Genomic DNA, 11,301 nt, shown 5'->3' with positions numbered 1-11,301 from the left:
CGAACTCTGTTGTCGCCTCTGCGGTAGGTAGATCCGCGCCGATTCGGGGCTCCGGTCCGGGATCCTTCAGTTGCGTGCGCTGTGCACGTCGAGGTCAGGCGCGTCGATGTCCGAATCGTGCCATCTCCGGGTCAGATCATTCACGTTCGAGCGTCACGCTCGCGTCGAGATGCCCGGGACCGAGTTTCCAAGGAAAACACGTGTCAGCTCCCACCCTGTCCCGTCCGGATTTCTCCCGATTTTCGCTCGCCCCGGCCGCCACGCGTGCGCGGATCGTCGTTCCGGATCTGCGTATCGCCGACGGCGCCGCAGGATCGGTGTTCCGTGTCGCGGCCGACCGCGGTCCCGTCTCCCGCGACGTGATCGCCAAGGCAACCGGCCTGAGCATCGCCACAGTGAACCGGCAGGTGAGCGCTCTACTCGCGGCCGGTCTGCTGCGCGAACGCGCCGACCTCACCGAATCCGGTGCCGTCGGTCGTCCGCGGATTCCGGTGGAGGTCGAGCACGACCGGTTCCTCACCGTCGGAATCCACATCGGCGCAGTCGTCACCGGGATCGTCGCCACCGACCTGCGCGGCCGAATCATCAGTGCTGTGGAGATCCCCACCCCGAGCGGAGAGCAGAGCCTCGCACTCGCCTCGATCACGGCAAGTGCCAAGGCCTTCGTCTCCCGATGGCACCGCCGCACTGCGCTGTGGGCGGGTGTCGCGATCGGCGGTCGCGTCGACTCCGCAGCCGGACTCGTCGACCATCCGCGCCTCGGCTGGTCGCAGGCCCGAGTCGGCGAGGCGGTGAGCAGTGGTCTGCACCTGCCGGTGTCGGTGGCGGCCCACGTCGAAGCGATGGCGGCAGCGGAACTGCTGCTGACCCCGAACAAGACTTCCGGTGGCACGGCAGGTGCCCACCTCTACATCTATGCACGGGAAACAGCGGGTGTCGCCATCACATTCGACGGCAAGGTCCATACGCCGGCGACCGGGCCAGGGTCGATCTCGCACTTGCCCACCGGTTCGTCGGCGCGGTGCACCTGCGGTGGCACCGGATGCCTCGAAGCGACGATCAGTGATCGGGCAGTGCTGGAGCGTGCCCACCTCGAAGGAGTGCTCACACCTGGCGACCGGTCGATGCGGGCACTGTACGAAGTGGCGCGAGCAGGGTCGGATACGGCACGCGCCATTCTCGCCGACCGCGCATCCACGCTCGGACGGACCGTGGCGCTTCTGCGCGACCTGTTCAACCCCGATCGCGTCGTTCTCGGTGGGCAGGCCTTCACGGAGTATCCCGAGGGAATCACGTATGTGGTGAGAGCGCTCGAGCGCGCATCGTCGTTGCCACACAAGAATGTTCACATCACCGGGTTCGGAAACAGGGTGCAGGCCCATGCCGCCGGTGCCGTGTCGCTCAGTTCGTTGTACTCCGATCCGCTCGGTGTCATGCGACCAGTCACGGTATGAGGATCGGGACGGCGTCGGTCACCGCGAACCGTAGGAGTCGAGCATCTCCTGTGGCAGGGGCTGCTCCATCACCACTTGTGTCCCGTCCCACGTGAAGTCGATGACGGCCGGGCCACCCGATGGACAGCAATTCGCGTCTTGCGGAGCGAGCCACCGGTACTGTACCGACACCGTCGAATCGTTCGCGCCCACCACACGGGTGTAGGCGTAGAAGTCCGAGGTGGCGGTACCGAGGTAGGTGCCGTCGTGGAAGAACAGCACCTGCGAAGGGGAACTGACTGTTCCGCCGGGTGTTTCGGCCATCATCCACAGCAGCTGCGGGCATTCTCCGGCCGCATCGGTGGAGGCTCCCGCGACCCAGGGGTCCCCGTTCGGCGTGGTGTTTCCGAGTGAGGCGAGAGCGTCGGAGACCACCGACGAGGCCGGATCCAGGCACGGGCCGGTGCTGTCCTCCGGAACCGGTGAAGCGACGGGGTTGTCGGGCGCGGGTGTGGCCTGAGGCCGGGCTGTGCCCTCCGCCGGTGCGGGCGCCGGGACGAACTCCGCCGCTCCGGGAGTCGTCGTTCGCTCGGCTGGCTCCGGTTTCTGCAGGTCATCGGCGTCGGCCGGAGCCGTGATCGGTGTTGTAGTCGTCGTTGTGAGCGTCGTGGTGTCGCTGCCACCGCATGCGGTGAGCAGGGCTGCGGAAGCAACAAGTGCGATCGATGTGCTGATCCGGCGGTTCGTCATGTCTCACCTTCCTTCCCCGACGTGGCCGTGGACTCATGTGGATCGTCGTCGATGTGCGTGTATCTGTTAGCGACAGTTACGAATTCGTTACTGCAGCGTGGGAGGTGCGTCTGTTGCGTCCGATTTCGACCTCCGGCGACGGAGTTCGGCCCCCGCCGGTTCGAGTCCTCCGTGTTCGAGTGCGGCGAGCGCGGATTCGTCCTCCCACACCACTGCGCCCCGTTCCCGGACGGTCACGCGCAGTGTCCCGGCCAGGTGCTCGATCGAGCCGGCCACGTTGCGACGCTCCGAGGGAAGCGGTACCGGCAGCACGTGCGCACGCCCGATCGGAGAGTACCCCTCGATCTCGACGTGCCACCATCGGTTACCACCGCGCAGTGACCACGATTCGTCGGTGACGTCGGCGCGGATCGGGGACACCACCGGATTGCCGAGACGGACGACACGCCCATCGGGCAATACCACCACGACCGCCGTCACGGTCGTGCGCAGCGGCCCGGTGTGGATCTCGCCGCCGGCAAACGCGACGCACGCCGACGAATCCGCGAATCCCTGCGCTTGCCCCCACCACCAGGAGTCGGGGAAACCACCTCGTCCCCAATTCTTCTCGCCGTACACTTGGGCACCGCCGAGATCCCACACCTCATCGCCGAGAACGGCGCGCCCTTCCGCGCGCCCGCCGAGCAGCCACGGATGCCAGTACTGAATCAATGCGGGGACCGACTGGAACACGCTCGAACCACCGAATCGGCGCCGCGGCCACGGCAGCGTCGGGGTAATACGGACGTCGAGCTGCGCGTCGCGCCCCAGATCCATCCGGACACGTTCTGCGCCACCGCTGAACGCGGTCCCGGCGATCGCACCGAGCCTGCCCGGATGCGCGGTGCCCTCCGGGTGCGCCTCGGTGCGAACAAAGCCGCCGGGATGGGCTGCGAGCCCGAGAGTCGCCCAGTTCCCGTCGGATGCCTGGTTGACACCGCACAGCGCGATGACCACGCGCCCGGTCTCGGGTTGGGTGAATCGCCAGAAGTATCCCTCCATGGCAACGCCGTGCGCGGTGAGAAGATCGCCGAACGGGAGGGTCGCGCCACTTTCGCGGTACCGCCGGAGAAGCTGCACTCGCCTAGACCGATCGTTCCGCGGCGGCAGCGACGTCCTCGAGGTCCTGACGCATAGCTTTGACCGTCGCGCGTTTCGCCAGCGGGCCGGTGAGCGTCATCACCAGTTGTGCCGCGGCGCCGAGCGGGCCGGAGTCGCCCGAGAAGTCCATCGTCAGATCCGTGCCTGTAGCGGTGGGTGACAGCTCGAAGACCGTCCGGTAGCGCGCGCGTCCGGATTCGGCCGTGATGACAGTGCGTTGCTCGGGCACGGACTCGGTCACCTGCATCTCTTCGGTCGCGGACCTGCCGAACATCACCCGGGTCTCGCGCCACCGGGTTCCGACCCGGTACTCGCCACCTCCATCGACGCGTTCGACGGCGGTGACGCCCCTGAGGGTCTCGGGAGCGGACTCGAGGTCGGTCAGAACAGCCCACACCGCGCTCGGCGGCGCAGCGATCGATCGCGTGAGAGTGATTCGTTGTTCCACAGATTCGCCTTTCGTGGGGGATTACCGTTCACAAACGCAGCGACGTCTCCTGCAGGCCCGGGGCGCTGCCGCGTCGCCGGAACCACTCGATTCCGAACGCGGCTTTCAACTGGTCTTCGGACATGGCGAGCATCGGACCGAAATCGCCGACCTGAGACTCGTGGGCACGCATGGCGGCGACCTTCGCGGCGATGGTGCCGGTGACATCGACGGCGGTGGTGAGTTCCGATTCGGGTAGACCGAACGTGTCGAGGTCGGGCGGTTGTGCCTCGCTCGTCACCTCGGGGTTCGCCGCCAGCAGCCGCCGCAGGTGATCGCGATTCATGGCCGACTCGTACACCGCATCGTGACCGGTCGATTCCGCTGCCCGAACCCCGACACGGTGGACCTGGATGTGATCGGGATGCCCGTAGCCGCCGTTGGGGTCGTAGATGGTGACCGAGTCGGCGCGTTCGGCTTCGATTATCGATGCCAACCGCGCGGCCGCCTCGCCTACATCGACGTTCGCGAAGGCCGCCGCGTTGCCGTTCTCCGGGGTCCCCGCCATTCCGGAATCCGGATATCCGAGCTGCACGAGCCGCGCCACTCCGAGTGCCTCCGCGGATCGTTCGAGCTCCCGCACCCGACGATCCGCGAGCGATTCACCCGCAGACAGCAGCCCCGCGGGGTGCTCACCGGCCGCCCCGTCCGTCGCGACGACGAGGACCACGCGGTGCCCCGCGTCGGCGGCGAGTCGCATCACTCCACCCGTAGTGAAGACCTCGTCGTCGGGGTGCGCGTGAAAGCAGACCAGAACGCTCATATTCTGCATGCTGGCACGGCGCGGCCGTGCGCGGTACCGAGAGAGGAAATCCCACAGAGGTGTCACAGAAATCGGGCGGTTCCTACCGCGATCTGTTCACTGCGCCGGGTTCCATCGCATTCTGTGCGGCAGGTTTCGTAGCGCGCCTGCCGATCGCGATGATCGGGATCGGCATCGTCACGATGTTCTCGCAGTTGCGCGGCGACTACGCGCTCGGTGGCGCGCTGTCGGCGGTATTCGCGTTGTCGTACGCGCTCCTGACGCCCCTGGTGTCGCGGTCGGTCGACCGGCTCGGTCAGTACCGCGTCCTGCCTGCGGCCGCGACGATCAGTGCGGCCGCCACCCTCACGATGCTCCTGGGTGTGCGGTTCGAGTGGCCTGTGCTGCTGCTGTTCCTGTGTGCGATCCCGGCAGGTCTGATGCCGACGATCGGGGCGATGGTGCGCTCCCGCTGGACCCAGCTCTACGGCGGGACACCGCAGTTACGCACGGCGTTCGCACTCGAAGCGGTGATCGACGAGTTGTGTTTCATCGTCGGCCCGGTCCTGTCCGTCGGACTCAGCATCGCGTTGTTTCCCGAGGCGGGCCCCTTGCTGGGCGCGATCCTGCTTCTGGTGGGCACGTTCGTTCTCGCAGGGCTGCGCGGAACGGAGCCGCCGGTGCAGTCCCGCACGGCCGAGACGCCGAGTGTCAACCTCTTACGGCTGCCGGTGCTCGTCGCGCTCATCGCCGTCATGTTCGCGATGGGTGTGATCTTCGGGGTCGTCGACGTCGTCGGGGTCGCGTTCACCGCGGAACACGGTGCGCCCGGAGCAGCGACGGTCGTGGTGGCGTTGTTCGCCTTCGCCTCGGCGCTCAGCGGCATCATCTTCGGTGCACGAGCGACGACATCGTCGCTGACCCGTCAACTGCTGATCGCGACCACCCTGGTCGCACTGCTGCTGTGGCCGCTGCTGCTCGCCGGATCCGTACCCGTGCTTGCGGTGCTGTACTTTCTCGCGGGCTCGGCGATTTCGCCGACGATGATCGTCGCGACTTCGCTCACCCAGCAGATCGTTCCGTCAGATCGGCTCACGGAGGCAATCACCTGGACTGTCGCGGGTCTCGGTGTGGGCGTGGCTGCGGGGTCGGCCCTCGTCGGCCAGGTCATCGATCGGGTCGATGCAGGTGCGGGATACGGGGTCGGTGCCGTGGCAGGCCTGATCGCGGTGGCATGCGCGGCCGGGATCCACCTGCGCGCGCGGCTACAGTGACCGCCATGACAGTGCGTGAAGTCTCCAGCAGCGATGGCACACCGATCGTCTACCGCACGTTCGGACCGGAATCCGCGCGCCCGCTCGTTCTCCTGCACGGCTGGGCGCAGTCGTCGCGATGCTGGGGCGAGGAAGTCCTCGGCGATCTCGCACGCAGCTTCCGGGTCATCGCGCTGGACCTGCGCGGTCACGGGTACAGCGGGGCTCCGCGCGAGGGCTACGACAACTCAGAGAACTGGGCAGCAGACGTGCACGCGGTGCTCGAGGCCGAGCACGCGGACGATGCGGTGTTGCTCGGGTGGTCCTACGGGGGCCTGGTGATCTGCGACTACCTCACGATGCACGGCTCCGCGAATGTGTCCGGTGTGGTGCTCGTCGGCGCGATCACGAGCATCGGACGCGGCGAAAAAGGCGGAAAGGTCGGCGCGGCAATGCGTGCCGCGATCCCCGCTGCGATGTCGGAGAAGCCGCGCGAGGCAATCGCGGCGCTCGGCTCGTTCGGGAACGCACTGACCGGACCGCCCCAAGGAAAGGGCGTGGTGTCTCAGGCGCTGTTCGGTGCCTCTCTCAGCACCGCTCCCCACGTGCGTGCCGCGCTGTTCGACCGGTCCGTGAGCAATGACGATCTGCTCCGCAGCCTCGACATCCCGGTTCTCCTCCTGCACGGCACCGCGGATTCGGTGGTGGATGTCTCCGCAGCACGCCATGCCGAGTCGTTGCTCCCCAACGCGTCGACGTCCTATTGGGAGGGGGTCGATCACGGTCCGTTCGTCGAGGATCCCGCGCGGTTCGTGGCCGAGGTGACCGAGTTCGCCGAGTCGGTCGACGCATAGCCGGCATGGAGGTCGATTCCCGGCGGGAACGACCCGCAAGGCAGTATGGAGGGGTGACGTCCCAGCCCAGCCGCCCGCACCGCGTGGCCGTGATATCGGTCCACACCTCGCCGCTGGCGCAGCCCGGCACAGGCGACGCCGGTGGCATGAACGTGTACGTCCTCCAGACCGCAATCCAGCTGGCGCGTCGCGGCGTGGAGGTGGAGATTTTCACCCGCGCGACGTCGTCGGCCGATCCGGCCGTGCAGCATGCCGCTCCCGGCGTTCTGGTACGCAATATCGAGGCAGGACCGTTCGAAGGCCTGGACAAGCACGATCTGCCCACGCAGTTGTGCGCTTTCGCGGCGGGCGTCCTGCGGGAGGAAGCCCGCCACCCCCAGGGTTACTACGACCTGGTGCACTCGCATTACTGGCTGTCGGGCCAGGTCGGGTGGCTTGCCCGCGATCGCTGGGGAGTGCCGCTGGTCCACACCGCACACACGTTGGCGGCGGTGAAGAACGCCTCCCTTGCCGCAGGCGACAAGCCGGAATCCGCCGCGCGCCAGATCGGGGAACAGCAGGTCGTCGCCGAGTCGGACCGTATGGTCGCGAACACCACCGACGAGGCTGCCGCGCTCGAACGAATCTACGGTGCTGATCGGTCGCGGATCGACGTCGTCGCGCCGGGAGCGGATCTGTCGCGTTACCGTCCGGGCGAACGGGATGTTGCGCGGGCCGAGCTCGGGCTCGATCCTCGAGAGACGATCGTGACGTTCGTCGGCCGGATCCAGCCGCTCAAGGCTCCCGATGTACTACTGCGCGCTGCGGCGCAGGCAATCGCCGATGCGCCCGGCATTCCGTTGCGGGTGCTCGTCGTCGGCGGACCGTCGGGAAGCGGGCTCGAACGACCGGATTCACTGATCGAACTCGCCCGTGATCTCGGGATCGCCGCGCAGGTGACGTTCATGCCTCCCCAGCCGTCCGAACGTCTCGCCCAGGTGTACCGGGCCTCGGATCTCGTTGCTGTGCCAAGCTATTCGGAATCGTTCGGGCTCGTGGCAATCGAAGCGCAGGCCTGCGGGACACCGGTCATCGCGGCCGATGTAGGCGGACTCGGTGTCGCGGTGCGGGGCGGTGAGACCGGTGTGCTCGTGCGCGGACATCGTATCGACGACTGGGCGGCCGCGCTGGGGTCGCTTGTTTCCGACCCGGGCAGGCTCGCCGCATACGCGGCGGCCGCGCCGAAGCATGCCGAGAACTTCTCGTGGGAACACACCGCGGAGGGCCTGCTCGAGAGCTACCGGCGCGCGGGTATGCGTCGGAACCGGGTGTCCGGTTCGACCGAGTATTCGCTGCGCAGGCAGCGGGGATTGTGGAAGTTGCGTCGTACGAGCGGAGTGAAGGCGTGAGTGAACGGCTGAGCGAACTGATCGAGGCGACACTGCGCGATCGCGAGTTGGAGTTCTCGAGGAAGGAGGGCGGCCACTTCGTGGTCGAACTGCCCGGTGAGAACAAGCTCAAGACCACCACACTGCTCACGGTCGGCACGCACGGTCTCCGCGTCGAGGCGTTCGTGTGCCGCAAGCCCGACGAGAACTTCGAGGGTGTCTACAAGTATCTGCTGCGGCGCAATCGCCGCCTGTACGGGGTGGCGTACACCCTCGACAAGATCGGCGACATCTATCTCGTCGGCCGGATCTCGGAGCAATCCGTCACCGCGGAGGAGCTGGACGCAGTGCTCGGTCAGGTCCTCGAAGCCGCCGACTACGATTTCAACATCATTCTCGGGATCGGCTTCCTCACGTCGATCAAGCGCGAATGGGAGTGGCGCATCTCCCGCGGTGAATCCCTGCGCAATCTCGAACCGTTCCGGCACCTCATCGAGCAGGAAACCGGGACCGATTTCGAACCGCCGAGTAGTACCGGCAAATAACGTCACACTTCGGATTCGGCGCGATTCGGACGCATTTATATTGTCCGATTCGAGAGGTCTGCACAGGATCCAATTGTGACGATCCCCACAACATGAGCGTGTGCTTCCATGTCGGAAGACAGCTTCTTCCATTTGCTCACCTGGTGAAACCCCTGTTGATCAAGGTTTTTTCTGCACGAATGTGCCAGTAAACCGGTCCGTGACCTTTTCGTGATTGGCATTTAACGTTGTTATCGACCGACAACGAACAGGTCGTTACACCGGACCCGTAGCCGCTGAATCTGCCCCGCGGGAAATCCGGATCAACCCATACCCGAGGGGCAGTGCGAGACAAATCGGGTCGCCGATAATCCGGCGATCGATATCCGACCGACATTCGGTCCCGGGTCCCGCAAAAAGCAGCCGAGAGGATTCACCAGACATGGCACAGTTCAACATCAAGCGCACCCTGGGCACCGTCGCAACCGCGGCTGCCCTCGTCGTCACCCCCTTCGCCCTGGGAACCGGCACCGCGAGCGCAGCGTCCGGCAACTGGGATGCCGTCGCTCAGTGCGAGAGCGGCGGAAACTGGGCCATCAACACCGGTAACGGCTACTACGGTGGTCTCCAGTTCAGCCAGAGCACCTGGGAGGCATACGGCGGCAGCGGTGTTGCCAGCAACGCCTCCAAGGCCGAGCAGATCCGCGTTGCCGAGAACGTTCTCGCAGGCCAGGGCGCCGGTGCGTGGCCGGTCTGTGGTCAGTACCTCTGATCCGATCACCTCTGATCTGATCGCTCCAGCAGATTTGTGGCCTGTCCCGCGTGTACCCCGTACGCGCGGGACAGTGCTCTGAGGGGCGCTGGAGGCAGGGCGCTGGGGGCGGGCGCTCGTCTCGCCCAGGAGTCCGAGGCGCTTCGCATGCTCACGCAAGCAGATGTGGCAGTCCGGAGCGATAGCGATCGGCGTCGATCTGTCTCAGCGGCTGTAGTTCGGGCGGCTCGTGCAGCGTGAACATCGCAGGTGGCGGCGCAGGGGAGTCGGCGGCATCGAGCAGAGCGCCTACTGCGGCACGGGCGGATTCGTTCGCCGACTCCATGGTGGCCAGGTCGATGTCGGTCCGCACGTAGTCGCCCGCCAGGAACAGATTCGGGATCGCGGTACGGGCATCGGGCCGATTCGCGTGTGATCCCACCGTGTTGATCAGCAGCGGGGTGTCGTTGGCATTGCGGCCTTCCGCCGCATTCCAGCGCACGCCGGGATCGATGAACCACGACACGAGATCCTCCTCGCGGAGATTCTGTTCGCCGGTGTCGTCGAGACACATCTTCATCTGGGCCCAGGTCTCGCGAGCGATCTCCTCGCCCGTGCATGCCTTCGCGGTCTTGCCGTAGAGGATTCCGGGGGTGTCCCAATCGGAGATGTCGACCGAGAGACAGTCGACCGCGTTGCCGTCGCCATACCGGTCGGCGAACGATCCACGCCAGAATTGTGCTTGGCTGATCGACGTGAGCGCCCACGGTGTCCCGAGATACGCGACGTGTCCCGCGGCAATCGGAGTGGGCCTTCGCATGAAGTACTGGATGCCGACCATCCAATCGGTGGTCAGGTGCTGCATGAGTTCCAAACGTGTTTCGGCATCGAGCATCTCGCGCGACCACAGCGGAACGGCGCGTTCGACGGGCATCGCGGCGACGAACCAGTCGGCGTCGACCTGTGCGCGATTTCCTGCCGTATCGACGACGCGGGCGCCAGTGATCTTCCCGCCCGACATGTCGAACGATTCTGCTGCCCAGCCCATTTCGAACCTCACTCCGAGGTCTCGCAACAGCTGGGCCCACGGGTCGATCCACGCTTCGTTCGTCGGTGCCGACAGTAGGCGATCGAGGTGTCCGTAGGTCGGCACGACACCCATCGCATTCCAGACGAAGGCCTGCCCCATGATGCCGATAGTGCGGGTGGAGACCCTGTCCGGACGCGCGGCCACGAGCTGCCGGGTCAGTGCCGATACCAGAATGTCGTGATAGCCCTTCGACTTCCCTTCGGCTTCGAGTGTCTGTGACCAGGTCTGATGTTCCCATTCGTGATCACGGCGCTCGATGCTGCTGGTCAAGAACATCGTGAGCTTCCGGAGGAAGACGGACAGTTCGTGCGGTGGGATGGCGCCGCCGAGTGAGAAGGCGGCGGCAAGTGAACGCTGCAGCGACTCGGCGTCGTACACATCGAGCCGGTCGATCGCACTCGGTGCCGTCAGATCCGGTCCTCCTGGGATCGACATGCGGAACGCCGGGCCTGCAACCAGATTGTCGAAGACTCCGTTCGGGTTGTGCGGAAAGGGGATTCGGCGCATCGTGTCGGGGATGTGCTGATAGAAGCCTGGAAAGAAGCGGAATCCGTGTTCGCCGGGAAGATCGAGACGCCCGCCTGCCGCGGTGCCCGGAGACGGCATGCTGCGGGCCTTGCCGCCGAGGGCAGTCGGTTCGAACACCGTCACGTCGAATCCGCGCTCGATGAGTTCGTGGGCTGCCGCGAGCCCGGCCATCCCGCCGCCGAGGACGGCGACACGATGTCCGGTCGAACGGAGGGCGGGGGAGCGGGGTGTGATCCCGGCATGTGGCCGGCTGTCGGCGATCCCGGGCAAGGCGGCCGCAGCGCCGAGTGCGCCGAATGCGGTCAGGACGGTGCGGCGGGTCATGCGGAATTCGGTCAAGTGGATACCCCCGGTTCGCAGTGGCACCTGTCGGGCGGCGCCC

General features: G+C 66.3%; 10 protein-coding genes and 1 pseudogene. 6 read left to right on the top strand and 5 right to left on the bottom strand.

Features of this window, described 5'->3' with window-relative positions; genetic code table 11:
- The first annotated feature begins 200 nt into the window (after positions 1 to 200).
- Entirely contained in the window at positions 201 to 1,454 is a 1,254-nt protein-coding gene (locus ACSYG9_RS02810; protein ID WP_454841086.1) for an ROK family protein, read from the top strand.
- A gap of 18 nt (positions 1,455 to 1,472) precedes the next feature.
- Here the strand turns inward: ACSYG9_RS02810 and ACSYG9_RS02805 are convergent, their stop codons facing one another.
- The 4 genes from ACSYG9_RS02805 to ACSYG9_RS02790 all read right to left on the bottom strand — a co-directional run bounded on the left by ACSYG9_RS02805 (position 1,473) and on the right by ACSYG9_RS02790 (position 4,573).
- Positions 1,473 to 2,183: an LppP/LprE family lipoprotein gene (locus ACSYG9_RS02805; protein WP_454841085.1), complete on the bottom strand. Its 711-nt coding sequence runs from the start codon at positions 2,181 to 2,183 to the stop codon at positions 1,473 to 1,475.
- 87 nt (positions 2,184 to 2,270) lie between these two features.
- Positions 2,271 to 3,302, bottom strand: a complete 1,032-nt coding sequence (locus ACSYG9_RS02800; RefSeq protein ID WP_454841083.1) for a tocopherol cyclase family protein — start codon at positions 3,300 to 3,302, stop codon at positions 2,271 to 2,273.
- A 4-nt stretch (positions 3,303 to 3,306) separates the two neighbouring features.
- Positions 3,307 to 3,771 (bottom strand): SRPBCC family protein, encoded by a 465-nt coding sequence (locus ACSYG9_RS02795; RefSeq protein ID WP_440125701.1) that lies wholly within the window; start codon positions 3,769 to 3,771, stop codon positions 3,307 to 3,309.
- Positions 3,772 to 3,799: 28 nt separating this feature from the next.
- A complete protein-coding gene (locus ACSYG9_RS02790; protein WP_454841082.1) occupies positions 3,800 to 4,573 on the bottom strand; it encodes a PIG-L deacetylase family protein in 774 nt (257 codons plus the stop codon).
- A 59-nt stretch (positions 4,574 to 4,632) separates the two neighbouring features.
- Here ACSYG9_RS02790 and ACSYG9_RS02785 point away from each other — a divergent pair, with 59 nt between their 5' ends.
- The 5 genes and pseudogenes from ACSYG9_RS02785 to ACSYG9_RS02765 all read left to right on the top strand — a co-directional run.
- A complete protein-coding gene (locus ACSYG9_RS02785; RefSeq protein ID WP_440125699.1) occupies positions 4,633 to 5,826 on the top strand; it encodes an MFS transporter in 1,194 nt (397 codons plus the stop codon).
- 5 nt (positions 5,827 to 5,831) lie between these two features.
- Positions 5,832 to 6,659 carry an alpha/beta fold hydrolase gene (locus ACSYG9_RS02780; protein ID WP_454841080.1) on the top strand — a complete coding sequence of 276 codons (828 nt, stop codon included), beginning with the start codon at positions 5,832 to 5,834 and terminating at the stop codon, positions 6,657 to 6,659.
- Between the two features lie 5 nt (positions 6,660 to 6,664).
- Positions 6,665 to 8,047 (top strand): D-inositol-3-phosphate glycosyltransferase, encoded by a 1,383-nt coding sequence (mshA, locus tag ACSYG9_RS02775; RefSeq protein ID WP_440125697.1) that lies wholly within the window; start codon positions 6,665 to 6,667, stop codon positions 8,045 to 8,047.
- Positions 8,044 to 8,571: a YbjN domain-containing protein gene (locus ACSYG9_RS02770; RefSeq protein ID WP_440125696.1), complete on the top strand. Its 528-nt coding sequence runs from the start codon at positions 8,044 to 8,046 to the stop codon at positions 8,569 to 8,571. Before mshA ends, ACSYG9_RS02770 begins: the two co-directional genes overlap by 4 nt.
- Before the next feature lie 421 nt (positions 8,572 to 8,992).
- Positions 8,993 to 9,319 (top strand): annotated as a pseudogene (locus tag ACSYG9_RS02765) (transglycosylase family protein); the annotation flags it as partial.
- Positions 9,320 to 9,473: 154 nt separating this feature from the next.
- Here the strand turns inward: ACSYG9_RS02765 and ACSYG9_RS02760 are convergent.
- Positions 9,474 to 11,243, bottom strand: a complete 1,770-nt coding sequence (locus ACSYG9_RS02760; RefSeq protein WP_454842852.1) for a hydroxysqualene dehydroxylase — start codon at positions 11,241 to 11,243, stop codon at positions 9,474 to 9,476.
- Positions 11,244 to 11,301 lie beyond the last annotated feature (58 nt).

This window comes from Rhodococcus sp. SJ-2, assembly GCF_053750035.1.
Note: the sequence above shows the minus strand (reverse complement) of the source record. Positions and strands in the feature narration are given on the sequence as shown.

Coding starts and splice junctions, on each gene's coding strand:
- ACSYG9_RS02760 (WP_454842852.1), bottom strand. CDS start 11,243: ATGACCCGCCGCACCGTCCTGACCGCATTCGGCGCACTCGGCGCTGCG.
- mshA (WP_440125697.1), top strand. CDS start 6,665: ATGGAGGTCGATTCCCGGCGGGAACGACCCGCAAGGCAGTATGGAGGG.
- ACSYG9_RS02780 (WP_454841080.1), top strand. CDS start 5,832: ATGACAGTGCGTGAAGTCTCCAGCAGCGATGGCACACCGATCGTCTAC.
- ACSYG9_RS02790 (WP_454841082.1), bottom strand. CDS start 4,573: ATGAGCGTTCTGGTCTGCTTTCACGCGCACCCCGACGACGAGGTCTTC.
- ACSYG9_RS02805 (WP_454841085.1), bottom strand. CDS start 2,183: ATGACGAACCGCCGGATCAGCACATCGATCGCACTTGTTGCTTCCGCA.